Source organism: Enterococcus sp. LJL120, from assembly GCF_054871765.1.
The window spans coordinates 429,966-456,596 of the sequence record NZ_JBTXLV010000002.1; the positions used below are offsets into that span (position 1 = coordinate 429,966).

At 43.2% G+C, this 26,631-nt stretch carries 23 protein-coding genes, 1 rRNA gene and 1 other annotated feature; of the genes, 18 read left to right on the forward strand and 6 right to left on the reverse strand.

Features of this window, described 5'->3' with window-relative positions:
• Positions 1-365 precede the first annotated feature (365 nt).
• The 9 genes from ACYSNU_RS05255 (at position 366) to guaB (ending at position 8,276) form a co-directional block, all read left to right on the forward strand.
• On the forward strand, positions 366-1,364 hold the full coding sequence (locus ACYSNU_RS05255) for an acetamidase/formamidase family protein (RefSeq protein WP_461736144.1): 999 nt from the start codon (positions 366-368) through the stop codon (positions 1,362-1,364).
• The gene (locus ACYSNU_RS05260; RefSeq protein WP_461736145.1) at positions 1,357-1,722 is read left to right on the forward strand and encodes a nuclear transport factor 2 family protein; all 366 of its coding nucleotides are present in this window, start codon (positions 1,357-1,359) and stop codon (positions 1,720-1,722) included. The genes ACYSNU_RS05255 and ACYSNU_RS05260 overlap by 8 nt, the downstream gene beginning before the upstream one ends.
• Positions 1,723-1,964: 242 nt before the next feature.
• On the forward strand, positions 1,965-2,681 hold the full coding sequence (gene rsmG, locus ACYSNU_RS05265; protein WP_461736168.1) for a 16S rRNA (guanine(527)-N(7))-methyltransferase RsmG: 717 nt from the start codon (positions 1,965-1,967) through the stop codon (positions 2,679-2,681).
• A gap of 90 nt (positions 2,682-2,771) precedes the next feature.
• Positions 2,772-3,533 (forward strand): ParA family protein, encoded by a 762-nt coding sequence (locus ACYSNU_RS05270; protein WP_461736146.1) that lies wholly within the window; start codon positions 2,772-2,774, stop codon positions 3,531-3,533.
• Positions 3,526-4,419, forward strand: a complete 894-nt coding sequence (locus tag ACYSNU_RS05275) for a ParB/RepB/Spo0J family partition protein (RefSeq protein ID WP_461736147.1) — start codon at positions 3,526-3,528, stop codon at positions 4,417-4,419. The genes ACYSNU_RS05270 and ACYSNU_RS05275 overlap by 8 nt, the downstream gene beginning before the upstream one ends.
• Before the next feature lie 53 nt (positions 4,420-4,472).
• Entirely contained in the window at positions 4,473-4,661 is a 189-nt protein-coding gene (locus ACYSNU_RS05280; RefSeq protein ID WP_265459542.1) for a DUF951 domain-containing protein, read from the forward strand.
• Between the two features lie 7 nt (positions 4,662-4,668).
• Entirely contained in the window at positions 4,669-5,769 is a 1,101-nt protein-coding gene (ychF, locus tag ACYSNU_RS05285) for a redox-regulated ATPase YchF (protein WP_461736148.1), read from the forward strand.
• A gap of 82 nt (positions 5,770-5,851) precedes the next feature.
• On the forward strand, positions 5,852-6,541 hold the full coding sequence (locus tag ACYSNU_RS05290) for a DUF1129 domain-containing protein (RefSeq protein WP_461736149.1): 690 nt from the start codon (positions 5,852-5,854) through the stop codon (positions 6,539-6,541).
• Between the two features lie 250 nt (positions 6,542-6,791).
• On the forward strand, positions 6,792-8,276 hold the full coding sequence (gene guaB / locus ACYSNU_RS05295; protein WP_265459547.1) for an IMP dehydrogenase: 1,485 nt from the start codon (positions 6,792-6,794) through the stop codon (positions 8,274-8,276).
• A gap of 103 nt (positions 8,277-8,379) precedes the next feature.
• Here the strand turns inward: guaB and ACYSNU_RS05300 are convergent, their stop codons facing one another.
• The gene (locus ACYSNU_RS05300; protein WP_461736150.1) at positions 8,380-9,195 is read right to left on the reverse strand and encodes a helix-turn-helix domain-containing protein; all 816 of its coding nucleotides are present in this window, start codon (positions 9,193-9,195) and stop codon (positions 8,380-8,382) included.
• Positions 9,196-9,368: 173 nt separating this feature from the next.
• Here ACYSNU_RS05300 and ACYSNU_RS05305 point away from each other — a divergent pair, with 173 nt between their 5' ends.
• From ACYSNU_RS05305 to buk, 5 genes are read left to right on the forward strand one after another with little or no spacing between them, the layout of a single operon-like run.
• On the forward strand, positions 9,369-10,502 hold the full coding sequence (locus tag ACYSNU_RS05305; RefSeq protein WP_461736151.1) for an iron-containing alcohol dehydrogenase family protein: 1,134 nt from the start codon (positions 9,369-9,371) through the stop codon (positions 10,500-10,502).
• Positions 10,503-10,514: 12 nt separating this feature from the next.
• Complete coding sequence (locus ACYSNU_RS05310; protein WP_461736152.1) at positions 10,515-11,837, forward strand: aldehyde dehydrogenase family protein; 1,323 nt, start codon at positions 10,515-10,517, stop codon at positions 11,835-11,837.
• Between the two features lie 34 nt (positions 11,838-11,871).
• Positions 11,872-12,756, forward strand: a complete 885-nt coding sequence (locus ACYSNU_RS05315) for a phosphate acyltransferase (RefSeq protein ID WP_461736153.1) — start codon at positions 11,872-11,874, stop codon at positions 12,754-12,756.
• A gap of 12 nt (positions 12,757-12,768) precedes the next feature.
• The gene (locus tag ACYSNU_RS05320) at positions 12,769-13,995 is read left to right on the forward strand and encodes an MFS transporter (RefSeq protein WP_461736154.1); all 1,227 of its coding nucleotides are present in this window, start codon (positions 12,769-12,771) and stop codon (positions 13,993-13,995) included.
• A complete protein-coding gene (buk, locus tag ACYSNU_RS05325) occupies positions 13,970-15,022 on the forward strand; it encodes a butyrate kinase (RefSeq protein ID WP_461736155.1) in 1,053 nt (350 codons plus the stop codon). The genes ACYSNU_RS05320 and buk overlap by 26 nt, the downstream gene beginning before the upstream one ends.
• Positions 15,023-15,125: 103 nt before the next feature.
• Here the strand turns inward: buk and ACYSNU_RS05330 are convergent, their stop codons facing one another.
• On the reverse strand, positions 15,126-16,892 hold the full coding sequence (locus ACYSNU_RS05330) for a 1-deoxy-D-xylulose-5-phosphate synthase (RefSeq protein ID WP_461736156.1): 1,767 nt from the start codon (positions 16,890-16,892) through the stop codon (positions 15,126-15,128).
• A gap of 198 nt (positions 16,893-17,090) precedes the next feature.
• Here ACYSNU_RS05330 and ACYSNU_RS05335 point away from each other — a divergent pair, with 198 nt between their 5' ends.
• Complete coding sequence (locus ACYSNU_RS05335) at positions 17,091-18,509, forward strand: helix-turn-helix domain-containing protein (RefSeq protein ID WP_461736169.1); 1,419 nt, start codon at positions 17,091-17,093, stop codon at positions 18,507-18,509.
• A gap of 3 nt (positions 18,510-18,512) precedes the next feature.
• Here the strand turns inward: ACYSNU_RS05335 and ACYSNU_RS05340 are convergent, their stop codons facing one another.
• Positions 18,513-21,068: an HAD-IC family P-type ATPase gene (locus tag ACYSNU_RS05340; RefSeq protein WP_461736157.1), complete on the reverse strand. Its 2,556-nt coding sequence runs from the start codon at positions 21,066-21,068 to the stop codon at positions 18,513-18,515.
• Between the two features lie 230 nt (positions 21,069-21,298).
• Here ACYSNU_RS05340 and ACYSNU_RS05345 point away from each other — a divergent pair, with 230 nt between their 5' ends.
• Positions 21,299-21,772 (forward strand): RNA polymerase sigma factor, encoded by a 474-nt coding sequence (locus tag ACYSNU_RS05345; RefSeq protein WP_461736158.1) that lies wholly within the window; start codon positions 21,299-21,301, stop codon positions 21,770-21,772.
• Positions 21,769-22,434 carry a hypothetical protein gene (locus ACYSNU_RS05350; RefSeq protein WP_461736159.1) on the forward strand — a complete coding sequence of 222 codons (666 nt, stop codon included), beginning with the start codon at positions 21,769-21,771 and terminating at the stop codon, positions 22,432-22,434. Before ACYSNU_RS05345 ends, ACYSNU_RS05350 begins: the two co-directional genes overlap by 4 nt.
• 57 nt (positions 22,435-22,491) lie before the next feature.
• Here the strand turns inward: ACYSNU_RS05350 and serS are convergent, their stop codons facing one another.
• From serS to croR, 3 genes are all read right to left on the reverse strand, one after another.
• A complete protein-coding gene (gene serS / locus ACYSNU_RS05355) occupies positions 22,492-23,772 on the reverse strand; it encodes a serine--tRNA ligase (protein WP_461736160.1) in 1,281 nt (426 codons plus the stop codon).
• A 47-nt stretch (positions 23,773-23,819) separates the two neighbouring features.
• Positions 23,820-24,028: a binding site (T-box leader), on the reverse strand.
• A gap of 34 nt (positions 24,029-24,062) precedes the next feature.
• The gene (locus ACYSNU_RS05360; RefSeq protein WP_461736161.1) at positions 24,063-25,262 is read right to left on the reverse strand and encodes a sensor histidine kinase; all 1,200 of its coding nucleotides are present in this window, start codon (positions 25,260-25,262) and stop codon (positions 24,063-24,065) included.
• Positions 25,252-25,941: a response regulator transcription factor CroR gene (croR, locus tag ACYSNU_RS05365; protein ID WP_265459560.1), complete on the reverse strand. Its 690-nt coding sequence runs from the start codon at positions 25,939-25,941 to the stop codon at positions 25,252-25,254. The genes ACYSNU_RS05360 and croR overlap by 11 nt, the downstream gene beginning before the upstream one ends.
• A gap of 604 nt (positions 25,942-26,545) precedes the next feature.
• On the opposite strand from croR, the gene ACYSNU_RS05370 reads away from it, so the two are divergent.
• Positions 26,546-26,631: ribosomal RNA gene (locus ACYSNU_RS05370) — 16S ribosomal RNA — on the forward strand; the annotation flags it as partial.

Sequence of the window (26,631 nt, forward strand, 5' to 3'; positions counted from 1 at the left end):
TACTTTGGCTCAGGAAGCCGCCCCCTTTTTACAAAAGGCTTCCTGAGTCTTTTTGTGTTCAATCAGTGTTGCTGAAACAAAATCAGGTGCATAATTTAAGTAGCAGGCCCGCTTTTTTTGAAGGCGATTTTTTCCTTCAGGGGGTTATAAAATTCTAAGAAGTGAAAAGCTGAGTGGAGTGTATCAGAGCTTTTTTTGCGGAAATTTTACATAAAAAAATTTTGAATTTGCTGATGAGTAGTAGTTTGTAATTGTCAAAATAGTTTTGAACAGGCGGCAGGGCTTCAGTCACAGTTTTTTCACAGGCAAGTGCTATAATTTAGAAAAAGTAGCTCTTTAAAAACTAGCAGAGAGAAGTGGTTCAAATGTTAGAAATTCCTTCAACACCGGAAACAGTGCGGGTCGGCTATTTAGATCCGACGGCGGCAAGCATTGCTGAGGTTGCCAGCGGGACGACTGTCAGCTATGTCAATACATGGACTCATTGGGGTAACGGGGCAACTTACGGAATGAATTTTGCCGAGCGGGAGCCTTTGCGACATCAATTTCCGAAGGGCCCTTTTTCAATGGTGGGGCCAGTCAGTGTGACGGATGCACAGGTCGGTGATACCCTGGAAATTAAAATAAAAAAGCTGCGGCCGATTAGCTGGGGTTGGAATTCTTTTCCCTTAGGCGTTGGGGCATTGCCAGCGGATTTTACGGAACCTTATCTGCACTATTTTAAATTTAACGAGGCTAGAACCCATACTCATTTTGTCAAAGGGGTAAGTTTTCCGCTAAAAACTTTTTTAGGCTATGTAGCACTTGAACCGGCCGGTGATGAGGAAACTAGCGGCAATTTTGCAGGGAAATTTGGTGGCAATTTGATTTATCCCGACTTAGGCGTAGGCACGTCACTATTTTTGCCGGTATTAAAACCCGGCGGTCGGTTGTGGATCAGTAACGTTAATGCGCGGCAGGCGGGGGGCGTGGTGGACCAAACCGGTATCGAAACCGCTGCTGAACGGATTGATTTGGAATTAAGTCTGCATAAAACGACAATTGATTTTCCAATTGTCGAAAAGCCAACTCATTGGGTGGTCTTTGGCTTTTCCGATGACAATTTAGATGAGGCTTTGGTTAATGCCGTCAGAAATGTGATTAGTTGGTTGTCTGGGGCAACAGACTTAGATAAATCAGAAGTCTATGCGCTCTCCTCCATGTTAGTCAATTTTGAGGTTAATCAGTATGCCAATCAAACCCATAGCGCTTATGCCACCAAGCCGCCTAAAGCTGTGCAGGCGCTGATTCCGAGAGATGTTTTTGACCAACATCTACAAGCACAAATCAATATTTCCTTGAGGGGAGTGGCCAAGAATGACTGACTTTGAATTGATTACCAATTTAATCAACCAAGCTGACCAATTGGCCAGCGAAAAAAATGTTGCCGCCTATCTGCAATTGTTCACGGAAAATGGAGCGATTACCGGCGCTGAAGGAACTGCACAGGGCCAAGGGGATTTGGAAAAATTTTTAACGAAGACCTGGGAAAAAGAACCTTTGACCCAACACTTGACAACTTCTGTTATAATAGAAGACATTAATGCGACCAAGGCTCATGCTAGTTCGGCTTTGCTGATTGTCGATGCAAAGAAGTTAAAAATTCTCGGCGTCAATCAAGTAGAGCACACCTTAGTTAAACAAAATCAGAAATGGCAGTTTAGTCACCGCCTTATCAAGTGACTAGGAAAAACCAGATGGCTGTCGGATAGATGGCCCTCTGGTTTTTTATTTGCAAGAGCTGAATCACAAGGGTTAACTGCAAGCGGAGAAAAGCTCAATTCAAACAAAAATTTTCCCCGGTAAAGCAGCGGGCCAAAAGAATTTTTAAGAAGTTTTAAAAACATTGCTTACAGCGGCAATATGCGTTAAAGTAGGAAAGAACCGTGAAACATTTTTTTGTTTCACAGAAGAAAGGAACGACTATGACACCTGAAGAATTTCGTCAGCAAATGACCCAGCAAGGCTTTACCTTGAGCGAGCGGCAGATGGACCAATTCCAACAGTATTTTCAACTGCTGGTAGAATGGAACGAAAAAATAAATCTGACCACGATTACCGCCGAAAATGATGTCTATCTCAAGCATTTTTATGATTCGGTGATGACGGCCTTTACACCGCAATTTTCTGGTACAGGAAGTCTTTGTGATGTCGGCTCTGGTGCGGGCTTTCCTAGTATTCCTTTAAAAATTGTCTTTCCGGATTTGCAGATTACGATTGTTGATTCCCTTAATAAACGAATTAATTTTCTAAAAACAGTCGCAACGAGCTTGCAACTGGAGGGCGTGTCTTTGTACCACGACCGGGCAGAAACCTTTGGTCAAAACAAGGCGTTTCGTGAGAGCTTTGATTTTGTGACTGCCAGAGCGGTGGCCCGTTTAAATGTTTTGGCGGAATTATGTTTGCCGTTAGTCAAAAAGGACGGCTACTTTTTAGCTTTAAAGGCGGCTAAAAGCCAAGAGGAGTTGACGGAGGCGAAGCCGGCGATTGCTTTATTGGGGGGCAAAGTCATTGAAGAAATTGACTTGGCATTACCACAAACAGGAGACGAGCGGCATATTTTGGTGATTCAAAAGAAAAAAGTCACCCCGAAGAAATATCCTCGTAAGCCCGGCCAGCCAAATAAGCAGCCGCTTCAATAATTTTTTGCATTTTTGGATTAGACGCATTTATTCACGGGGATAAATGTTTACATAGCAGTGACGTGACATCAATATAGGAGGACGTAGAAAATGGCACGAATTATCTCAGTAGCGAATCAAAAGGGCGGTGTGGGAAAAACCACCACGACAGTCAATTTAGGGGCTTGTCTGGCGTATAATGGCAAGCGAGTTTTATTGGTAGATATTGATGCTCAGGGCAATGCCACTAGTGGTATCGGCGTGCGCAAACCTGATGTCGCCCAAGACATTTACGATGTCTTGGTGAATGAAACGCCGATTAGAGAAACGATTTTACCGACTTCCCGTGAAGGGTTGTCAATTGTACCGGCGACCATTCAGCTGGCAGGTGCGGAAATTGAATTGACTTCTATGATGGCTAGAGAGACCCGTTTAAAAACAGCTTTAGCCGAAATCAGCGATGCTTACGATTATATTTTGATTGATTGCCCCCCTTCCTTAGGGCATTTGACGATTAATTCTTTTACAGCCAGCGATTCAATTTTGATTCCGGTTCAGTGCGAGTATTATGCTTTAGAGGGGCTAAGCCAGTTGTTAAACACGATTCGCTTGGTTCAAAAGCATTTTAATCCAGAGCTGAAAATTGAAGGAGTGCTGTTGACGATGTACGACGCCCGTACGAATTTAGGGGCGGAGGTCGTTGAGGAAGTCCGCAAGTATTTTAGAGAAAAAGTCTACGACACAATTATTCCCCGCAATGTCCGTCTGTCAGAAGCGCCGAGCCATGGTTTGTCGATTATCGATTACGATATCCGCTCCCGCGGGTCCGAGGTTTACCTATCATTAGCAGAGGAAGTGTTAGCCCATGAGTAAAGGAAAAGGTTTAGGTCGTGGAATTGATGCCTTGTTTGAGAATTTTGCTGATTTGGAAAATGTCGACGTGCAAAAAGAAGAAGTCATCAATATTCCTTTAAGTGATTTGCGGCCGAATCCTTACCAGCCCCGCAAAACCTTTGAAGAGGCTTCTTTACAGGAACTAGCTAACTCGATTGAACAATCGGGCGTCTTTCAGCCAATTATTGTCCGCAAGTCGGCGGTCAAAGGCTATGAAATTATCGCAGGCGAACGGCGCTTCCGGGCGTCCAAACTAGCCAACAAAGAAACGATTCCGGCCATCGTGCGGGACTTCACCGAAGAAGCGATGATGCAAGTGGCGGTGTTGGAAAATCTTCAGCGGGAGGATTTGAACCCGATGGAAGAAGCCGAAGCCTATGACATGCTGATGAAAAATTTAAAGCTGACGCAGGCGGAAGTGGCGGAGCGCTTAGGAAAGAGCCGCCCATACATCGCCAATTATTTACGGCTCTTGACCTTGCCAAAATTTGTTAAGGATATGGTTCAAGAGCAGCGTTTATCAATGGGACAGGCTCGGACTTTATTGGGCTTGAAAAACAAAGACTTGATTATTAAATTAACCAATCGCGCCATCAAAGAAAATTTGACGGTGCGGCAATTGGAACAAATTGTGACGGACTTAAATGAAAACAAAGAAAAGCCTAAAAAGAAAACGCCGCGTCTAGTAAAGGAAAAACCTTATTACCTGAGGGAGAGCGAAGAACGCCTGATGGATAAATTCGGCACCAATGTTGAAATCCAAGAAAAAGAAGGCAAGGGCCGCATTGAGATTGAATATTTATCCGCCTCTGATTTGACACGGATTTTGGATATTTTAGATGTCCATTTTGACGATGAGGCTTAAAGTAAGAAAAAGATAAATTTTTGCGGTTTTATAATGAAAAAGGAGGAGTCCTCATGTATGATTTAGGGGATGTCGTCGAGATGAAAAAACCCCACGCTTGCCAAACCAATCGCTGGGAAATCATTCGGATGGGGGCGGATATCAAAATCCGCTGTCTGCATTGTCAGCATATTGTCATGCTGACTCGACGAGACTTTGAAAAGAAATTAAAAAAAATTCTAGAGAAAAAAGAGAAAGAGTGAAGAATTCATGGCATTAACTGCTGGTATCGTTGGCTTGCCGAATGTCGGTAAATCAACGTTGTTTAACGCAATTACAAAAGCTGGAGCAGAAGCAGCAAATTATCCTTTTGCAACGATTGACCCGAACGTCGGTGTGGTAGAGGTTCCGGATGAACGCCTGCAACGCTTAACAGAACTAGTGCATCCGAAAAAAACAGTGCCGACAACTTTTGAATTTACCGATATTGCCGGCATCGTCAAAGGCGCCAGCAAAGGAGAGGGTTTGGGGAATCAATTCTTAAGCCACATTCGCCAAGTGGATGCCATCTGTCATGTGGTTCGCTGTTTTGATGATGATAATATCACCCACGTTGAAGGTCGGATTGATCCCTTAGCTGATATTGACACGATTAATTTGGAATTGGTGCTGGCGGATTTAGAATCTGTCAACAAGCGCTATACTCGGGTGGCCAAAGTTGCCAAGACTAAGGATAAAGATGCCGTTGCTGAACTGTCCATCTTAGATAAAATCAAACCAGTTTTAGAAGAAGGCATTTCTGCCCGCAGTATTGAATTTACAGAAGAAGAAGAAAAATTAGTTAAGAGCCTGTTTTTGTTAACGACAAAACCAGTTTTATATGTTGCTAACGTTGCCGAAGATGAAGTGGCGGACAGCGACAGTAATCATTATGTGCAGGAGGTCCGCAATTTTGCGACCTCTGAGAATGCTCAAGTAATTGTTGTCAGCGCCAGAGCGGAAGAAGAAATTGCTGAATTAGACGATGAAGACAAAGCTGAATTTTTAGAAGCGTTAGGCATTGAAGAATCTGGTTTGGATCAATTGATTCGAGCAGCCTATGACCTCTTAGGCTTGGCGACTTATTTTACTGCTGGCGAACAAGAAGTGCGGGCTTGGACCTTTAAAAAAGGCATGAAAGCTCCGCAAGCAGCAGGGATTATTCATTCTGACTTTGAACGGGGCTTTATTCGAGCAGAAACAGTTTCCTACGATGACTTGAGTCATTATGGCAGCATGCACGCGGCAAAAGAAGCCGGCAAAGTTCGTTCTGAGGGCAAAGAATATGTCGTTCAAGACGGCGATGTTATGCTCTTCAGATTTAATGTGTAAAAACACGGGCACTGGGGGCTATTCTATGCTAGAATAGGCTTTACGAAATCCTGTCGGCTTGTTTGTGAAAGGGGAACAAAGAATGGAACCAGAGAAGTTACGTGAATTTGTTAGCGAAAATCGTCAATGGGAAGAACAATTGACGAAACGTAACGAACAATATATCTTTGACTTAAAAAAATCAATGAATGCGGCAAATTTATCAGAAGCAGATCAGGCAGAAGCTTTGCATGACATTTTGCCCACCTTGGTGGAAGGTCAGAAAAAAGGCATCACGGCCCGTCAATTATATGGTACAGTTTCAGAATCAGTGGAACAAATTATGAACAAACCCAAAGAATCAAAAGTCAACGCACCTGTCATGATGTGGCTGGACAATTTCTTATTATTCTTAGGAATTTTCGCTGCCATCTTTGGTTTGATGAATCAATTTGCAGCTTCCAGCAATAGTGGCAGCTTCGGCTTAGTCACTTTAATTGTCGGTGCAGCAGCTGGGGGCTGGGTGATGTATTTAATGTACAAATACGTTTACCAATATGACCGTCCCGGTGCTGATAAAAGCAAAAAACCTAAAATGTGGAAGTCCATGCTCTTGATGGTGGGAGCCACACTAATTTGGTTAGTCGCCTTTACAGCTTCAGGTCTTTTACCAGCCGTTATTAACCCAGTATTAGATCCAATCGTTATGTTAGTGCTTGGTGCTGCCGTGTTAGGTTTGCGCTGGTACCTGAAAAAACGCTTAGGCATCGTCGGTATGTTCTCTATGCGTTAAGTAGGCAACAGAAATTTTTATATTGAAATAGAATCCAAAATTCTTTTTTCGCAGCTGTTGAGTGGAACAGCTGCAAGGAGGGTTTTGGATTTTTTTGTTGCCGACTGTTTTCTGAGGGGCTAAAGCGTTTTTTTCATGATTTCTAAATTTACTCCTAGATTTTCATGAAAGTTTTATCGGCTTTCTTGACAAGACTTTAAAAAGCTGATATGTTTTTTGTTAAAAAATTAATAGGGAGAGGTTCACAATCATGTCAAACTGGGAATCAAAATTTGCTAAAAAAGGCTTAACCTTCGATGATGTTCTACTTATTCCAGCTGAGAGCCACGTCTTGCCAAATGATGTCAATATGGAAGTGCAATTAGCGCAGAATATCAAATTAAACATCCCTATCATCAGCGCCAGCATGGATACCGTGACGGACAGCAAAATGGCGATTGCCATGGCCCGCCAAGGCGGTTTAGGGGTTGTTCATAAAAATATGAGCATCGCCGAACAAGCGGATGAAGTTCGCAAAGTTAAACGCTCTGAAAGCGGCGTTATCATCGATCCTTTCTTCTTAACTCCAAGCCATTTAGTTGCAGATGCAGAACATTTAATGAGTCGCTATCGCATCAGCGGTGTGCCGATTGTTGAAACAATGGAAAATCGCAAACTTGTCGGTATTTTAACCAACCGTGATCTACGTTTTGTAACTGATTATCAAATTCCCATCAATGACGTGATGACTAAAGATGATTTAGTCACAGCTCCTGTCGGCACTTCTTTAAAGGATGCTGAGAAAATTTTACAACAGCATAAAATTGAAAAATTACCGATTGTCGATAATGACGGCGCATTAAGCGGCTTGATTACCATCAAAGATATTGAAAAAGTCATCGAATTTCCTAATGCAGCCAAAGATGAACACGGTCGTTTATTAGTGGCCGCAGCAGTCGGTGTGACTAGCGATACTTTTGAGCGGGCGGAGGCTTTATTAGATGCCGGAGCTGATGCAATCGTAATTGACACAGCTCATGGTCACAGCGCTGGCGTGATTCGCAAAATCGCTGAGATTCGTAAAACTTTCCCGAAAGCAACTTTAATTGCCGGCAATGTTGCCACAGCTGAAGGCACCAAAGCTTTATATGATGTCGGTGTCGATGTAGTCAAAGTTGGGATTGGACCGGGTTCGATTTGTACCACCCGGGTAGTTGCGGGTGTCGGTGTTCCTCAATTAACAGCAATTTATGATGCGGCCTCAGTGGCTCGTCAATATGGCAAAGCCATTATTGCCGATGGCGGTATTAAATTCTCCGGTGATATCGCTAAAGCTTTAGCAGCTGGGGGTCATGCCGTGATGTTAGGCAGCATGTTGGCCGGTACGGACGAATCACCGGGTGAATTTGAAATTTATCAAGGTCGTCGTTTCAAAACTTATCGGGGCATGGGTTCCCTTGGCGCAATGGAAAAAGGTTCTAGCGACCGCTACTTCCAAGGCGGCGTCAATGAAGCCAATAAACTTGTTCCAGAAGGAATTGAAGGGCGGGTTGCCTATAAAGGCAGCGTCTCCGATATTATTTTCCAAATGATTGGTGGCCTGCGTTCTGGTATGGGTTACGTTGGAGCAGCGAACTTGAAAGAATTACGAGAAGATGCCCAATTTATCCAAATGAGCGGCAACGGCTTGAAGGAATCGCATCCTCATGATGTTCAAATTACCAAAGAAGCACCAAATTATTCAATTGAATCCTAAACAGTAAACAAAAAGCTTGCAGCATAAGTTTCCTCAGACAGTCAGTTGTCGAGGAGCTTTTGCCGCAAGCTTTTTTATTTTTTTTATAAAGAGCAGCCCATTTTTACGAATGGGCAAGGGCATGGCGTTTCTTTTTAATATAGGAAGTCGGTGAGACGTTTGCATATTTGGTAAATGTGCGAATGAAATGAGAATCATCGAAAAAGTCCAACTTACCAGCGAGGTCTTTTGTAGTCTGGAGATTTTCCTCTTCAATTAAATTGATGGCGCGCCAAAAACGCAGCACTTGAATAATTTCTTTGCTGGAAACGCCTAAAGTATCTTGAAAAATATTGCGAATTTGTCTGGCTGAATAATTAAATTTTTCAGAAGCGGATTTTAATGAGGTGGTCTGGGAAACAGTGTAATCGATGAAATCGTAAATTAATGTCGGGCAGGAATAATAAAAAGTCGGTTGCAATAAAGTGATGACGGCTTCCGCCTGTTGGCTTAGAGGCAGGTCAAACAGCGGAATCAGCTCATCAATTAGCTTTTGGTCGAGGTATTTATTCAAAGAAAACATTTTGTTTTTAGTATCGCTGTCAAAGCTATGGAATTTAACACTGCCCAACGGGTTAAAGCGAAGTGCGAGGTAACGATGGTTGGCTTGATAGGTAACCGTTCTTGAGATGGTGTGTTTGCCAAAAAAAATCAGATTTAGTTTTTTTCCAGTTGGCGGCAGTTCGAGGCAGAGGGTTTCAATCAGGTCAGGTAATAACTCAATTTGGATATCTTTTTTCCCTACGTGATAATCTTCAAATAAAATATAATTTAATTTCTCCTGCTGGGTAGGATAGTCAAAGATTTTCCAATAAGAGGCCCGGTGGGTAAATATCTTGGAGTGAAAGGGTTGCGAGAGCGTCAAAAAATCCTTCTTCAACAAAATAACCTCCTTTATCTGTTGCAATTCAATGGGGTCAAGACGGTCTTCATCTTAACTATAAGACATTAAAAAATAACAGTCAATCGAATATGTAGAAAAAATTGCCGTTTTTTACAATAAACGGATAGCGTTTTCATTTAAACTAGAAGTAAAGAATAGGAGGGGTTAAAATGATTCGATTTAGTGCAACGACAGCTATTATTTTTGGCGAAGGGGCTGTCTTAGAATTATCTGCTGAGCTAGAAAAGCTGCAAGCAAAAAGTGTGCTGGCAATCTATGACCAAGGAATTAAAAGCACGGGACTGATTGATACTATTTTGGGCCGCTTGATTGCAGAGGGCTTGACGATTTATCAGTTTGACCAAGTGATTGCCAATCCGACAGATGTCTCAATTGAAGCAGCTGCAAATGATTTTAAAGGAAAACAAATTGATGTGATTGTTGCAATTGGCGGTGGCAGTTCGATTGATAGTGCCAAAGCAATTAATGTGCTGTTAACAAATGAAGCACCGATTCAACAATACGAAGGCATTGATCAAGTGCCTAATCCGACGGTGCCGCTGATTGCGATTGAAACGGCGGCTGGGACAGGCAGTGAAGTGACAAGCGTTTCGGTGGTAACCTGCACAAAACGGAAAAAGAAAATGGTGATTTCCGGCAAGTATACAACTCCGACAGTTGCAATTTTAGATCCTCAGTTGACGGTGGGCTTGCCGCCGCAAGTGACAGCCTCAACTGGCTGCGATGCCTTAACCCATGCGATTGAATCCTATGTTTCGACTTTAGGCAATCCATTTACGGAAATTCATTCATTAAAAGCGATTGAATTAATCTATCAAAATCTACCAACAGCGGTTAAGGATGGTCAAAATTTGACTGCCCGTTCCCGGGTTCTAATGGGCAGTACGCTGGCAGGGATGGCCTTCAACGTGGCAATTTTAGGAATTGCCCACTCGATTGCCCATCCATTAGGGGCTCATTTTAATGTTCCCCACGGCTTAGCCAATGCCATGGCCTTAGCAGAAACCGTTAAATACAATGCCCGCTTTGCCGCTGAGAAATATCAAAAAGTTGGGGTGGCAATGGGGTTAGGTGCTGATTGCCAGGCAGAAGATGTCGTCAAAGCCTTAGAAGAATTAAATGTGGAATTAAATATTCCAGCTTTAAATACGACGGGCATTCAGCGGGCTGATTTTGATATTATCGCAAAAGCTGCCATGGAAGAACCTAGCAATGATATGAATCCGGCACCGGTCTCTTATGAAATGTTTATGGACGTGTTGGAAAAAATTTACGAAAAATAAGGAGGGAGCCTTATGATTGATCAAAAAATTTTGCGGGCCAAACAGGCGATGACAGAAATTAGTCATTACACGCAAGAGCAGACGGATGCGTTAATCGCCGCAATTTCTGAAACAATTATTGCCAATGCAGAAATGCTGGCAAAAAAAGCGGTGGCTGAAACGAAAATGGGCCGCCTAGATCATAAAATTGGTAAAAATACAGTGGCGGGCACCAATTTGCCGACATTTTTAAAAGGTAAAAAATCGGTCGGCGTCATCAATCGTCTGCCTGAGCTGGGGCTTGTGGAAATTGCCCACCCGGTCGGTGTCATCGGATCGGTGACGCCAACGACGAATCCAACGGTGACCTCTGTCGGTAATACAGTGGTTTCCTTGAAAGGTCGCAATGCGATTATTATCTCGCCTCATCCACGAGCAAAGGCCACGACTATTCATACCGTAGAATTAATGCGAGAAGCGATTGCCGCTATCGGCGCACCGAAGGATTTAATTCAAATTATCGAAGAACCCTCCCAGGAATTAACTAAAGAATTGATGAGCAAGTCAGATATGAATGTGGCAACCGGCGGCCCTGGTTTAGTTCATGCCGCTTACACTAGCGGCATTCCATCCTATGGCGTGGGGCCGGGGAACACCCAAGGGATTTTGACAGAAGATTTTGATGTGGCGGCTGCCGTTGAACTGAGTATCATCAGCCGTTCCTTTGACAACGGGCTGATTTGTGCCTGCGCCCAGACGATTATTTATCCAGAAAAACGGCAGGCGGAATTGTGCCAAGAGTTTGAAAAAAGAACCGCCGTCTATTTTGATCAGCCTGCGGATGTGGAAAAAATCCGCCGTGTGTTGTTTATTGATGGGCAGCTAAATCCTGCGGTGGTTGGACAAAGCCCACAATTTATTGGTGAACTGGCGGGATTACCGATTAAGGATGAGGCCGAAATTATCGTGGTCCAAATTGAAGAATTTGGAGCTGCCGATGTTCTCTGTCAAGAAAAAATGTGTCCGGTCTTAGCGGCGATTCCGTATCGGGAGTTTGCCGATGCTTTAGAAATTTGTCAAGCCAACTTGGAGGTGGCTGGAAAAGGCCATAGTGTTGCGATTTACAGTCACGATGATGATAAAATTTTACAATTAGGTTTGGCGATGCCGGTTTGCCGCATCATTGTCAATCAACCTAGTATCGATGCAGCCGGTGGTCCCGGCAACGGCTTAAATCCAACACCATCTCTAGGCTGTGGCTCATGGGGGAAAAATATTATTTCCGAAAATTTACGCTACGATCATCTGCTAAATATTTCGCGGATTGCCCACCCGTTAGCGAGGGAAACTTATTAGCTTAAAAGTTTAATAGGTTAGAAAGGAGCAGCTTATGGTCATTCACTCCTTTGAAGAATTACGGCAGCGGGAGCCTCTTTCAAATCAGATTCAAACTGTTGGGGTCGTCGGGGCTGAAAGTGATGGGGCACTGGCGAGTATTTTGAACTATCGCCGACATAGGCCGCTAAATATTTTTTTGATTGGTCAAAGAGAGCCGGTGGATGCCTTAATAAAAAGGCATCCCGGTTTGGATAATTTGCAAGTAGCCTATGTTGATACTTTGGAGGCAGCAGCTACAAAAGCCGTGGAGTTAGTAAAAGCTGGTCAAATCAATTTATTGATGAAGGACCAGATTGCGACAGGAAAATTATTGCAGGCTGTTGTTGCAGAAGCGGGCATAAAAAAAGCAGCACTACTTTCCCATTTGGCCGTTTTAGAAAGTCCTTATTATCCTAAACTACTTTTTTTAACGGATAGCGGAATGCTGCCGGTGCCAACCATTGCTGAAAAGATTCAATTGACTAAGACGGCTCTCGATTTTTTAAAAAAATTAGGTTACGCCCCTTGCCGAGCAGCCATCTTAGCGCCAGCTGAGGTTGTGCAGCCGAAAATTCCAGCCTCACTGGCAGCAGCAGCGGTCAAAGCAGCGTTGCAAGAAACTCCCGATGCTTTAATAGACGGTCCGCTTTCTTTAGATTTAGCCGTGAGTCCAACTGCAGTAGTAAAGAAAAAATATCAAAGTGCGGTGGCGGGACAAGCGGACTTGCTGGTGGCGCCGGATTTGACTGCCGGCAATTTATTGGGAAAGGCGCTGACCTCTTTAGGTGGGGCCAAAATGGCTGGCATCATCTTAGGCGCTGAAGTACCGATTGTGCTGACCTCCCGGGCGGCAGCTGCTGAAGAAAAGGAAAATTCGCTTTTTCTGGCTGCTTTATAAAGGAGGGCTGTCATGAAGACTTCGAATCGATGGATTGAATTAATAGCGGGCATCTTTGTTCTATTTAATCTGGGACTGATTTACAGCTGGTCGATTTTCAGTCGGCCGCTGAATCATCATTTTGGTAATGCTTGGAGTCAGGGGCAGCTAGCCCTCGTCTTCACACTTTCAATGATTTTCTTTTGCATCGGCGGTTTTTTAAACGGCCTGCTGAGAAAAAATATAAAAAAAGTTTTAGCTGGCTCGGCCCTGCTTATCAGCGGTGGTTTTTGGCTGATTTCGCTGGCGGATACTCTTTCAATTCCGCCGTTGTATCTGCTGTACGTTTGCTACGGCGTCTTGGGTGGTCTTGGAATTGGTCTGGCCTTCAACAGTGTGATTGCCAATGTCAGCCAGAAATTTAAAAAAAAACAAGGGCTGGCTTCCGGCGCACTATTGATGGGTTTTGGTATTGGCAGTGTCTTTTTAGGCAGTGCTTGTGAAAAATTAATTGCCGCATTCGGTGTGTTGCCGACTTTTCGTGCGCTAAGTATTTGGATTCTGATCAATGGCTTAATCGGCGTCATTTTTTTACATGGTGCTTTGCCTACATCAGCTGAAGCCAGACTGGCGACAGGTCTGGCGCCGAAACAAATGCTCAAGCAGCCCTTATTTGGCTTATATTTTATCTGGGTAACTCTAGTGTCGGCAGCCGGTTTAATGGTGATTAACGATGCTGCCAATATTGCGCTGGCGGTCAACTTGAGTGGAACGATTGGGTTATTGATGCCAGCCTTCAGCGGCATTGGCAAATTAACTTTCGGTTATCTCTATGACCGGCTAAAAAGAAGCAGAACAATGCTTTTGGGAAGTTTATTTTTAGCGGTTGGCGGCTTTTGTCTAGCTGGCGGTAGCTACTCAGGTCAGGCAGCTTTAATCATCTTAGGCTTAATTTTCCTAGGGCTGAGCTACGGAAGCGGCTCAGCAATCACGGCAGCTTTTATCAGCCAGTATTACGGCTCAAAATTTTACGCTGCTAATTACAGCTTAGCGACGTTTAATTTAGTTTTTTCAGCGTTGATTGGCCCTAGTCTAGCTGTACAGGTTGAAGTAAATTATGGAACATTTTATCTGTTTTTAGTCATTCTCTTGCTAGCAGCGGTGGCACTAATTTTATTACTGCTTATGAAGTTTATTGAGACAAAGGGTGAAAAAAGTCGAGGAGGGGAAGTCTGTGGCAAAAAAGATTTTAGCAATTAATCCCGGGGCAACATCCACCAAAGTGGCCGTCTATGACCATGATAAATTGCTCTTTTCTGATGAAGTCATTCATGAATTGGCGACAGTCAATCAATTTGAGACCATTCCTCAGCAGCTACCGTTTCGGCTGGCAACCATTCATCAGATTTTAGAAAAGCAGCATATCCAGCTGACCGATTTGGATGCGGTGGTTGGTCGGGGGGGTGCTCTGCCTCCGGTCAAGGCAGGTGGCTACTTAGTCACGGAAAAAATGATGGACTATCTGCTTTATGAGACTATCAACCAACACGTGTCTAATTTAGGTGCTGTGCTGGCTTATCAATTGGCAGAAGAAGGTCAGGCGCTGCCGTTAGTTTACGACTGTGTTTCTGTCGATCAGCTGTGGCCAATTTCCCGCATTTCCGGTTTAAAGGGAATGGAGCGCAAAAGTTTGGGCCATATTTTAAATTCCCGGGCCAGCGGAATCAAATACTGTCAGCAAAATGGCTTGGATTATCAAAAACAAACTTTGATTGTGGTGCATATGGGGGGCGGCACGACAACTTCAATTCATGTAAATGGCGAAATTGCCGATTTGATTTCTGATGATGAGGGGCCGATGGCGGTAGAACGGACCGGTGGCCTGCCGATTCACCAAGTCATCAATTGGTGCTATCAGTATTCAAAAAAAGAAATGCTGACCTTTTACAAACGGCAAGGCGGCTTGGTATCGTATTTTGAAACCAATGATGCTAGAAAAATTGAGGCCCAGATTGCCGATTCGCCTCAGGAAAAAGTCATTTATGATGCGATGATTTATCAACTGGCCAAAGGAATTGCCAGTTTGGCAGCGCTAGTGGCGGGTCGCGTCGATCAAATTGTTTTAACCGGCGGCTTGGCATATTCGGCCTACGTGACAGTGGCCTTAACGAAACGAATTGATTTTATTGCGCCAGTCAGCCTTGAACCCGGGGAAAATGAGTTAGAGGCTTTGGCGATGGGGGGCCTGCGGATTTTACAAGAACAAGAAGTCCTCCATGAGTTTTAGCAGATTAGTAAGTGCTAGAAATGAATTACAAAAAAGACATCAATGAGCAGACTGTCCTAAAAGCAGTTAGCTCGCTGATGTCTTTTATTAGTTTATCCAGCGCTTATACAGCAGCTAAAATATTTTGAACAATATTGTCAACGGTTAAGCCGTTTTCTGCCAATAGTTCTGCTGGATTATAACGGTCATGAAACGCTTTTTCGAGACCATAAGTTTGCACCTTCAAATCAGAATTACCGAAGAAGCCGGCGACAGTTTGACCATAGCCGCCATCTAAAAGGCCGTCCTCGAGGGTCACAACTAATTGATGAGTTTGCTTCAAGCTGTTCAGTAATACTTGATCAAGACCTGAAATAAATTTAGGATTGATGATGGTGGCATGGATTGCTGCAGTTTCTGCCAGCTTTTCAGCGACAGCTGCGGCTAATCCATAAAAATTACCGACACCAATCAAGGCAACTTGCGCCCCCACCTGTGAGATTTGATTTTTATAGAGTTGTCCGTAATCGGTTGTGTCAGGAGCACCGATTTCTACCAACGGGCCGACCGGTACACGAATAGCTACGGGATGTCCTGTTTGTTCGATGGACCAGTCCAGCATCGCCAAATATTCTTCCTTATTGGTTGGTGCTAGATAGACTAGGTTTGGAATATGGCTTAGAAAAGGAATATCGAAAAAGCCGAGATGACTTTCATCATTCATAGCGCTGGCGGATGCCCCGTAAACTAGAATTGTTCCCGGTAAATCATTTAGGGCCAAATCATGGGAAATTTGGTCAAAGCTCCGCTGCATAAAGGTTGAATAAACCGCCCAAACTGGTTTGGCGCCATTTTTCGCAAGACCAGCTGTCATGGTTGCGGCTTGTTCTTCAGCAATGCCGACATCGACAAATTGTTTACCCGCCTGCAAGCGTTGTGCTTGGTTGAATAAAAGCATCGGCGTACCGGCATTGATGGCGACAACGGTTGGATCTGCTGCCATTTTTTCTAAGAGAAAGTCTGTCGTCACGCTGCTGTAAGTTGCTTCACTGCTTGCGGCAGCTAAGTATTCACCGGTTTTTAAACTAAAAGGACCGCCGGCGTGAAATTTTTCCCGATTGGCTTCGGCATAAGCGAAGCCTTTGCCCTTCACTGTGTGAATGTGCAGCAAGACCGGGTGCTGGCTGTCTTTGACTTCTTCAAATAAAGCAATCAAGGCAGCTAAATCATTGCCATTTTCTAAATAGTAATAATCGAAGCCTAATGCTTTAAAGAAATTATCTTTAGCTTGGCCGTTGGAATTTCTTAAATCTCGGAGATTTTTGTAGAGGCCGCCAAAATTATCAGCAATAGATTGGTCATTATCATTGACGATGACAATCGTGTTGCTGCCTTGTTCAACAATATTATTCAGCCCTTCATAAGCCAAACCACCAGAAAGTGAGCCGTCACCAATCACAGCGACGACATTGCTGGTTTCTTTTTTCAAATCCCGAGCCTTCGCCACACCGTTTGCTAAAGACAAAGAAGTCGAGGTATGCCCGACAGTAAAGAGGTCGTGCTCGCTTTCTTTTGGATTGGTGTAGCCGGAAACATCATCATAGTGAGCCGCATCGGTGAAGGCTTGGCTGCGTCCCGTCAGCATTTTATGGACGTAAGATTGATGGGAAACATCAAAGATAAATTTATCTGTTGGTGAATCAAAAACATAGTGCAGGGCGACAGTCATTTCAACCACGCCTAAGTTGGGACCGTTATGCCCGCCGTGGCTGCTGATTTTTTCTAATAGCGCAGTCCGGGCTTCCACCACAAGAGCTGCCAATTCTGTTTGGGTTAATTTTTTTAAATCGCTGGGTTCTTGAATAGTCGTGATAATTTTTTCTAATAACATAAAAAAGCTCCTTTCCTTATGACTGCCATAGAATACAACTTGAACTGGACTCTAAGTCAAGCGGAAAATGAAACTTTTTTGAATTTTTTCGGAAAAGGGTGGATGTCACCTAAAATAATTCCCAGCAACCTTCCTAATTGACCCCTCTGTCAATTACCCTTATTCTATTTGAGAAGGGGTGATTGTGTTATGTATTCCATGCTGAAAAAAATGATTACCGAAAAAGATTTGCGGCGCCAGATTTCCCTCTTGGAATTATTGCTGAATCATCCGCAAATAACCGCCAAGGAAATCGCTCAGCAGTTGAAGACGACTGAACGAACCGTTTTTTCTGATTTGCAGCTGATTCGTGAGCAGCTGCCAGCAGGCTGGCAGATTTCCGCTGACAGTCAAGGTATTCAGCTGATCTTAACGGAAAATCAGCTAGCCAATCAGCTGTGGGATTTGTTTTTGCCTCAATCCATCAGCATTCAATTGATTAAAGCCCTCTTCTTTGAAAAGGAGCTGGCCACCAGTAAATTTTTAGCAGAAAACGGCGTCTCCTTAGAAACTTTGAAACGCCACACAAGTAAAATCAATCGGCAATTAAAGCCCTATGAGATTAAAATCAAAGTCTCAGCTAAAACTGCTGAGCTAATCGGAAACGAAAGCGCCGTGCGGATTTTCTTCCACCGGCTTTTGTTACCCTTCACCCATAATAATTATTTTTTTGAAGAATACAGTATTCATGAGGAGCATTATTTTGATTATTTAAAAAAACTCAATCGCTCGCCTCTGGCTGTTGATACGGAGCAGATTTTTGGCGTCTGCTGGTTTTTTATCAATACGATTCGGGTCAAGGCCAATTGCCCGATTGACGAGTTCAAGTTCAATCAAGCAGATTTTTTGTATCAACAGTATCAAACTTCTTTGGCTGCTTTGTATCAGCTAGAAGGTATTTATTTGCAGGAGGCGGAGCGCTTTTTTGCCTTTTTCTGCTTTTTAGAAAGCTGGAATTACAACAATAGCTTCGGGGCAGCGCTGGACTTAACTCAGGCTTATCCCCAGTTGGGTAACGTGGCAGAACAGTTAGCTAGTGAAATTGCCCAGCGCCAGCAATTGGATTTTCAAAAAACGCAGTTAACTGAAAATCTGCTGTTACTACTTTTGAAATATAATGAATCCACCTGGCTGTCGGAACAATTCCAATTGGAGTATCAAGAACTGCTTGCAGAGCGAAAAGAACATACTGGCAGCGATCAAAAGCTATTGGCGTTGATTGATTCAGTGGTCCATCTGGATAATCCGCTGTATTTATTAAATCTGATTTCCTTATTGGAACAGCAAGCTGTGTTTACCGCCCGTCCGCAAGTGATGACCCTGTACTTTATTTTCCAAGGGGAGCCGGCGTGGAAAGCTTTTTTACAGCAGGAATTGGCGGATGCTTTTGGTCGGCGGGTGAAATTAGTCAGTGTTGAAATTTCTCAGCTGACTGAGCTGAACTTTAATGAGAACGACATCGTTGTTTCTAATTTTCCTTTGGCACCTTTAGCAGTTGAAGTCATTTATATTTCCAGTCTGCCAACCAAAAATGAGCTGCGGCAGTTAACCGAGCTCACTTGGCAGCACTATTTATAAAACTTAATTCAGATCACTTGAGGTTTGGGACTGACGGCGGGTAATCCGTTTAGTCAGTCCTTTTTCGATTTCAACAATTAAAAAGAGTAAAGCAACATTGACCAAAATAATTAATTGTTGGCCGCCGCTCAAGGCAGTCGTTCCCATCCATTGCTGCATAAATGGCAGGTAAAGGACGGCACTTTGCAGCACCACTAAGATTGCTAGAGAGATAAACAGCGGTTTGTTCTGGAACAAGCCTTTATTAATCGAAGGCTCCGTCAGCTCACGACAGTTAATCATGTAAACGGCCTGTGCGACAACAATATTTTGTAATAAAATAGTCTGTTGCAGCAGCTGGCTGTCAAATTGCATGGCTAAAAAGTAAGCCGGCAGCATGATTAATAGAGACACATAGATGACTCTAAACAGACTATAGCCAGATAAAATACCTTCATTGACAGGGCGAGGTGGCCGTTGCATGGTATCTTGGCTCGCTTTTTCAAAGCCTAGCGCATAGGAAAGGGTAATTGTCGTGACCATGTTGACCCATAAAATTTGAATCGGACTTAAAGGTAAAGGCTGATTTAGTAAAAGGGCGATGATAACAATCAACCCTTGGGCTAAGGCGGTTGGCAAGAAGAAGTTAATGGTCTTTTTCAAATTGTCAAAAATGCGGCGGCCTTCTTTAACAGCCTTAGCAATGGTGTGAAAATTATCATCGGCTAAGACCATATCAGCTGCCTGCTTACTGACCTCGCTACCTTTAATACCCATGGCAATCCCGATGTCAGCTTTCTTTAAAGCCGGCGCATCATTGACGCCGTCGCCGGTCATGCCGACAATTTCGCCATTATTTTGTAAAGCTGTCACAATTCGTAACTTATGCTCTGGAGTTGTCCGTGCAAAGACATCGACTTTTTTAACTTGTTGAGCCAATTCTTGATCGCTTAGATTGTCGATTTCAATGCCCTGCAAAACTTTATCCGTGTGGCGCAGGCCAATTTCTTTTCCAATAGCCCGTGCAGTATCCTTATGGTCACCGGTAATCATCTTGACGGCAATTCCCGCCGCCTGACTTTCTTTGACCGCCTGAATTGCACTTTCCTTCGGCGGATCAATAATGCCGGCTAGACCGACAAAGTCTAAGTCTGTTAAATCTTCATGACTGAGTTCAGTTTTTGGGGCAACTTGTTTAAAGGCAAAGCCTAAAACCCGTTGGCCTTTTTTGGCAAATTGTGTCGCTTGATTTTGCCAAGCCTGCTTTTCAGCAGCCGTTAAATTGGTTTTGTTCAGCAAGACTTCTGACGCACCTTTAACAAAAATCAGCGAGTGTTGAGCTTCAGCATGCAAAGTCGCCATATATTTATAGCTGGAACTAAAGGGGATTTTACTGGTTTGTGTTTTTAATCTAAGTGCTTCGCCGTGCTTTTCAACATAATGAAGCAGGGCTAATTCAGTGGGGTTCCCTTTTAAATCAGCAGCATTTTGCTGGTCAGAAAGTTTTAACTCTTGAGTATTATTCATAATTTCCAGCATCAATGCATCATCTTGTGTGGCGGTCTCCACAACCGTCATTTCATTTTTCGTTAAAGTACCGGTCTTATCTGAGGCAATGACTGTCATCGAGCCCAAAGTTTCCACCGAGGGCATACTCTTAATGATGGCATTTTCATTGGCCATCTCCTTGACACCCATCGACAAAATCATTGTCAGGACAGCCGGCAAGCCTTCAGGAATCATCGCGACAATCAGAGCAATCATCGCAGAAAACATCAGCTGCCAGTCCATGCCATAGCGGAAGGTTGTAAAGAAAATCAAAAAGACAATCAGGGCGATAATCCCTTTGAAAATATTTTGATTCAACTGGTGCATTTTTTTAACGAGGGGTGTCGTTTGTTGTTGGACTGATTGCAAAGCTTGATTGATTTTACCAATCTCCGTTGTATCGCCAGTTTCAACGACAATTCCTAAAGCGGAACCGGCTTGAACTAAAGTACCTGTAAAGGCCATATTTTTCTGGTCGCCAGCCGGTAAGGTGTCGTTCAGCGGCGCGACATCTTTTTCTGCCGCCTCAGATTCACCAGTTAAAATGGATTCTTCAATCAATAAGTCATGGCTTTCTAGTAAACGCAGGTCGGCCGGCACTACATCACCAGCCTTCAAGGTGACGATGTCACCTTGAACCAAATCTTCTGTCGGGACTGTCTGTTTCACGCCAGCCATTAAAATCACGGCTTCTTGCCCCATCATCTGCTTTAAACCGTCCAAAGATTCTTCCGCCTTGCGCTCTTGCCAGTAGCTGACAAGACCGTTCACGATGACCACCAGTAAAATAATACTAGCTTCAACATAATCGCCGGTCGCAAATTTCAAAATTGCGGCGACCATCAAAACAATCATCAGCAAATCTGTAAAATGCTTCAGAATTTTTTGCCACGTTTTCAGCTGCTTTTTTTCCGCCATTTTATTTGGGCCAGCTTTTTCTAAACGCTCTTTGCGCTCTGCCGGGGTCAAACCGCCTGCAGCTGTATGTAAATTCTCAATAATTTCTTGTCCAGGTAATTGATACCATTTCATGGACATTCCTCCTCTTTTTTTCTTGATAAGTCTATTATAGGGGGAAATGCTGCTTAGTATCAGGCGATAATTTCAGCGGGGTCTGAAATATTTGCGGAAGCTTTTGCGCTGATTTTTCCGCAAATCAGTCAGAGCTTCTTTGCTATACTTAAACTATTAGAAAAAATTTCAATTTAGACTGTTCACTTTTTAACAGTTCACTTGTTATATAGATGAAGGGTGGGGTGAGGATGAAGCTTGGGGGCTATGAGGATATTATTTTCCAATTGCTGCAGGAGGTAACTGGCTATTTAATAAAAATCGGTGCCGAGATAGAAGATGCTAAAGATGTCACACAAGAAACAGTGGTCAAGATGCTGGAGGTGGAGGCCGTGATTCCCCCGGAAAAAATCCGTCCATGGTTTTATCGAGTCGCCCTGAACCTGTATTTCAATCTTTACCGGCAGACAAAACGCCGGCGGGAAATTTTACAGCTGCACTTCAATGAAGATTTTTTTTCTGAAATGCCGCTGCCTAATGAAGAACTAGAAACGGCCTTAAACCAGTTGGATTTAGCCAGTGCCAATCTGCTGATTTTAAAATATCATGAGGGACTTAGCCTGCAGGAGATGGCCTTTATTTTAAATCGCCCACCGGAAAGTATAAAAACGGCCTTGTACCGCAGCCGAAAAAAACTCAGACAGTTAATGGAGGAATTGGGATGAACCTACAAGATCAAGAATTTAACAAATTAATCAAGCAATCCCGCAAGAAAAATTTCTGGCGGACCTTAGGCATCACGCTGGGTGTTTTAATTGTTGTGGTAATCTTGCCAGCGCTGTTTTTTTTACAGCGCTATAATTATCCACCCTTCGGTGAACACCAAATCAGCGGTTTACAGGATAATCATGCCCGCTTGCAGGAAGGCGATTTAGGCGTTGCCAGTCTCTTATTTAATCAAAGCTATGATATTCAGTTTAATACCGATGCAAAAAGAATTAGTTTTTTTATTGAGACTTACGACCATGGCGAATTGAGTTATTCGGAACAAGTTTTTCACGGTGTCCCTGACATGAATGGTGTATTGAGTGGCACTATGAAATTTGGTATTTTGCGGGATGCCCAGACCCTCCTAATGAATTTGCAGGTGGGGGGTGCTACCATGAACTTTGAAAAACAATTTAGTGAATTAGGATTTGCAACAGATGATCAGCTAGCCACCATGTGGTATTTAGAAGAAGGTCCTTTAGAGCTGGACCAAAAATATTATTTCTTTTATGGAAACAATACGGATCACATGCAAGGCGGTGGTGCAGAATCCTTTCAAGGAAATCTGCAGGATGAAACAATTCCGCTGGGGATTGTCTTTTACTTTATTTTAGAATAAACCAAAAACTCAACTGGAACAGGAGCTGTAACAGCCCTGGACCAGTTGAGTTTCTTTTTACGCTTCTTTTTTAATCACAGTCACGCCGCCCATATACGGCACTAAAGCTTCTGGAATCGTAACAGAGCCATCAGCGTTTTGATAATTTTCTAAAACGGCTGCGACGGTCCGCCCGACAGCTAAACCAGAGCCGTTTAAAGTATGCAGGTAATTCACTTTATTATCGGCATCACGATAGCGAATCATCGCCCGGCGAGCCTGAAAGTCCTCGGTATTAGAGCAAGAACTAATTTCCCGATACATGTCTTGAGCGGGAATCCAGACTTCTAAATCATAGGTCTTGGCAGCACTAAAGCCCATGTCGCCAGTGCTTAAAATAATTACTCGATAAGGTAAGCCCAATTTTTGCAGAAGAACTTCGGCGTCATTGGTCATTTTTTCTAATTCTTCATAAGAATGTTCCGGGGTGCTGAATTTAACCATTTCAACTTTGTTAAATTGATGCAGGCGAATCAGTCCACGGGTATCTCTGCCGGCACTACCAGCTTCAGAACGGAAAGATGGGCTCAAAGCGGTGAAATAAACCGGCAATTGCGCTTCATCTAAAATTTCATTGGCAAAATAATTGGTCAAAGGGACTTCCGCTGTCGGAATCAAAGTCAAATCTGTTTCAGCCAGTTGGAAGACATCTTCTTTAAACTTCGGAAATTGACCGGTGCCAAACATTGATTGGCTGTTGACAATATAAGGAGTCATCATTTCAGTATAGCCCTGCTCATAGACGTGCTCATCCAACATAAAATTGTACAAAGCCCGTTCTAAGCGGGCGCCTAAGCCTTTGTAATAAACAAAGCGGCTGCCGGACACTTTAGCCCCCCGTTCAAAGTCAAGAATTCCCAAATCCTCCGCAATTTCCCAGTGGGGCTTTGGTTCAAAATCAAATTTGCGGGCTTCACTCCAGCGGCGAATTTCCACATTGTCGTCTTCGCTTTCCCCCACCGGCACATCTGCATGGGGTAAGTTTGGCAAGGTCGTCGCAATATCGGTGATGGCTTCATCAATTTCCGCAATTTCCGTATCGAGTGTTTTAATTTCAGCGCCGACCGTTTTCATAGCGGCAATTTTTTCAGCAGCATCTTCTTTGGCCCGCTTTAATTGAGCAATTTCCTCAGATACTTGGTTCCGCTGCTTTTTCAACTCCTCTACGACAACTAATTTTTTCCGCCGAGCTTCATCCAACTCCATAAACTTGACTAAGACTTCTTCCTTCACTCCGCGGGTCTTTAATTTTTCAGCAACTTCTGTAAAATTCTGCCGTAAAACTTTGACATCTAACATTTCCATTCCTCCTCTGTAAAATAAAAAAAGCCATTCCATCCCATAAATCTTGGGACGAAATAGCTGTAATCGCGGTACCACCCAAGTTCAGCCGTAGCTGCCCTTGAAACAAAATAACGGTTGTTAACCGAGCTGACTTACTCATTGTTTTCGTCAGTGACCTTTAGAAATTGGATTCCTTTACTCCTGCTATTGGCTCGCACCTGCCGCCAACTCTCTAAAAACAGAAAATAAAGTACTAGTTTTCCAGTCGTATATTACGTTTAGTATAGTGAATTCCCGCTAGCTTGTCAATTTCGAGTTTTAGGATTCTTCAATTTTTGACCCTGTTGTTTTTTAGGCAAGTGAATAATGAAGGAAGTCCATTTGTCATTGGACTGGGCGTAAATATAACCGCCGTGGAGTCCGACAATATTTTGCGAAATTGCCAAGCCCAGACCCGTGCCGCTGATTTCTTGGGAACGGGATTCGTCCACCCGATAAAAGCGGTCAAAAAGTTGATTCAACGACTCTTTAGGAATCGGCGTACCATTATTTTTAACGGTAATCACGACTTCATTGGGCTGTTCGAGGGCTTCAATCACGACTTGATTGGCCCCTTTGCCGTATTTTAAGGCATTGGTCAGCAAATTATTAAAGACCCGCACTAATTTATCCGTGTCGCCATCCATCATCAGATGCTCAGTATTAGAAATAACATTGATGGCGATGCCTTTTTTATCGGCCTCCAACTCAAAGTCAACCGCCAATTGCTCAATCAGCTGAATCATATCAAAGCTTGTATAATTCACCGGTACAGAAGGCTGACGGACCCGCGTATATTCAAAGAGGTCGTCCACTAAATATTTCATCTGTTTGGCTTTCGTGTAAGCGATGTGGGCGTATTTTTTTAAATCCTCTTCACTGTGATACTGTTGGTCCTCGATTAATCCCAGATAACCGATAATCGAAGTCAGTGGTGTGCGGATATCATGGCTGACATTGGTAATCAGCTCATCTTTAGATTTTTCAATTTCCCGCTCATCTTCAATGGCCGCCGCCGTACTATCCACCAGCGCATTAATACTCAAGATAACCTTGCTCAAATCCCCCTTTAATTCAAAGGGAATTCGATGGTCATAGTTTCCATTGGCAATATAATGTAGCTCGCTGATAACATGGCGCATCTGCATCTGCCGGTAGCGACGAATCAAGCGCCAGTATACAATAATCGCATCAATAATCGCAAAGACTGGAAAAATAAAATTACGGCCACTGTAAAAAATGTCCGAGTTTAATTGTTCCATAAAAACATTCTTCGTGCCCCAGACAGCTCCCTCCAAATTAGGAGAGTTTTCGATGACCGCCGATAAGATGACCATAATTGCTACATTTAATAGTAGCAAAAGGACAATTGTAATAATGCCCTCTGCCAATAATTCACTGATTTCCTTAGAAGTCAGCGTAATCCGCTTGCGTTTTTCATTTTGCTTTACGCGGCTATCTTGCATCGATCTTATAACCAACACCCCAAACAGTTTGAATTATTTTTTCGCCGTTGGTAGCTTCTTCAATTTTGTCCCGCAAATGACTAACATGGACCATAACTGTTTTCGCAGAAACAATGCTCTCTTGTTTCCAAACCCGCTCAAAAATTTCATCGGCGCTAAAGACCCGATTAGGATGGCTGGCCAACAAATACAAAATCCCAAATTCTAAGGCAGTCAATTGAATATCTTTGCCATCGACTGTTTTCACTTCGTGGGAATCACGGTTAATGATTAGCGAATTAATTTCTAACACATCCGGTTCATCCGCGGTCACCTGCATTTGCGTGCGGCGCATCAAAGATTTTACCCGCGCCATAACCTCTAAAGGATTAAATGGTTTGGTTACATAATCATCTGCACCAGCCACCAAGCCTTTGATTTTATCCATGTCAGTCGTTTTAGCAGTCAACATGATAATCGGAATTTGCGATTCCTTCCGTAGCTCCTTCACAACCTGCATCCCGTCCATTTCCGGCATCATAATATCTAAAATCAACAATTCAATATCCTGATCCGTGCGAATTTTCGATAGAGCTTCTTTCCCATCATAAGCTTTGACTACTTCATAACCTTCGTTGTGGATATAAATACTCAGTAACTCAACAATTTCTTTATCATCATCTGCTACTAAAATCTTCATCAGTGAATCCTCCAATTATTCTGTTTTATTCATTTTAGCAAATAATCAAGAATAGAAGAAATTCAACCATCCGCTTTAGGAAAAAGTTTAAAAGTGCTAAGTTTAGCGTAAGAACAGAACTTAAAATATCGGCTTTTTTATTGCAAAAAGGAAAAAAAAAATCACTCTTATAGGAAAGTAAAAAAAATCTGCAAAAACTTCATTTTTTTCACAAAATTATCTTGACGGGTTCATGCTCCCGTGATAGACTAACAAAGTCGCTTAGGACAAGAGCTTCTGGTTGCTTTCCAAGCAAGAAGATTCCGATGTTTTGCAGCGAGTTTCACAACTTTTATCTCAATGAAAAATACAAATTTTTCTAAAAAAACTTTTTGAAAAGTTGTTGACAATCAGTTGAAAAGCTGATAAGATATAAAAGTTGCTGAAACAACAGATTCACTTCTTTCAAGAGACTGAATCGCAACATGTAGACCTTTGAAAACTGAACAAAGCAAACGAACCAATGTGTAGGGCGTTCTTGATATTCAAGAACAAAATAAACATTGCAAGCAAAAGCTAGCAAACAATTAATGAGCTAACAATCGCAAGATTGTGCAAACACTTTTATTATGAGAGTTTGATCCTGGCTCAGGACGAACGCTGGCGGCGTGCCTAATACATGCAAGTCGAACGCTTTTTCTTTCACCGGAG

Excerpts from the sequence above, each read along its gene's own strand:
- ACYSNU_RS05290 (WP_461736149.1), top strand. The coding sequence starts at position 5,852 with ATGGAACCAGAGAAGTTACGTGAATTTGTTAGCGAAAATCGTCAATGG.
- ACYSNU_RS05315 (WP_461736153.1), top strand. The coding sequence starts at position 11,872 with ATGGTCATTCACTCCTTTGAAGAATTACGGCAGCGGGAGCCTCTTTCA.
- ACYSNU_RS05360 (WP_461736161.1), bottom strand. The coding sequence starts at position 25,262 with ATGCAAGATAGCCGCGTAAAGCAAAATGAAAAACGCAAGCGGATTACG.
- serS (WP_461736160.1), bottom strand. The coding sequence starts at position 23,772 with ATGTTAGATGTCAAAGTTTTACGGCAGAATTTTACAGAAGTTGCTGAA.
- rsmG (WP_461736168.1), top strand. The coding sequence starts at position 1,965 with ATGACACCTGAAGAATTTCGTCAGCAAATGACCCAGCAAGGCTTTACC.
- ACYSNU_RS05345 (WP_461736158.1), top strand. The coding sequence starts at position 21,299 with ATGAAGCTTGGGGGCTATGAGGATATTATTTTCCAATTGCTGCAGGAG.
- ACYSNU_RS05305 (WP_461736151.1), top strand. The coding sequence starts at position 9,369 with ATGATTCGATTTAGTGCAACGACAGCTATTATTTTTGGCGAAGGGGCT.
- ACYSNU_RS05335 (WP_461736169.1), top strand. The coding sequence starts at position 17,091 with ATGCTGAAAAAAATGATTACCGAAAAAGATTTGCGGCGCCAGATTTCC.
- ACYSNU_RS05270 (WP_461736146.1), top strand. The coding sequence starts at position 2,772 with ATGGCACGAATTATCTCAGTAGCGAATCAAAAGGGCGGTGTGGGAAAA.
- croR (WP_265459560.1), bottom strand. The coding sequence starts at position 25,941 with ATGAAGATTTTAGTAGCAGATGATGATAAAGAAATTGTTGAGTTACTG.
- ACYSNU_RS05350 (WP_461736159.1), top strand. The coding sequence starts at position 21,769 with ATGAACCTACAAGATCAAGAATTTAACAAATTAATCAAGCAATCCCGC.
- ACYSNU_RS05255 (WP_461736144.1), top strand. The coding sequence starts at position 366 with ATGTTAGAAATTCCTTCAACACCGGAAACAGTGCGGGTCGGCTATTTA.
- ACYSNU_RS05280 (WP_265459542.1), top strand. The coding sequence starts at position 4,473 with ATGTATGATTTAGGGGATGTCGTCGAGATGAAAAAACCCCACGCTTGC.
- ychF (WP_461736148.1), top strand. The coding sequence starts at position 4,669 with ATGGCATTAACTGCTGGTATCGTTGGCTTGCCGAATGTCGGTAAATCA.
- ACYSNU_RS05260 (WP_461736145.1), top strand. The coding sequence starts at position 1,357 with ATGACTGACTTTGAATTGATTACCAATTTAATCAACCAAGCTGACCAA.
- ACYSNU_RS05310 (WP_461736152.1), top strand. The coding sequence starts at position 10,515 with ATGATTGATCAAAAAATTTTGCGGGCCAAACAGGCGATGACAGAAATT.
- ACYSNU_RS05320 (WP_461736154.1), top strand. The coding sequence starts at position 12,769 with ATGAAGACTTCGAATCGATGGATTGAATTAATAGCGGGCATCTTTGTT.
- ACYSNU_RS05340 (WP_461736157.1), bottom strand. The coding sequence starts at position 21,068 with ATGAAATGGTATCAATTACCTGGACAAGAAATTATTGAGAATTTACAT.
- ACYSNU_RS05275 (WP_461736147.1), top strand. The coding sequence starts at position 3,526 with ATGAGTAAAGGAAAAGGTTTAGGTCGTGGAATTGATGCCTTGTTTGAG.
- ACYSNU_RS05330 (WP_461736156.1), bottom strand. The coding sequence starts at position 16,892 with ATGTTATTAGAAAAAATTATCACGACTATTCAAGAACCCAGCGATTTA.
- guaB (WP_265459547.1), top strand. The coding sequence starts at position 6,792 with ATGTCAAACTGGGAATCAAAATTTGCTAAAAAAGGCTTAACCTTCGAT.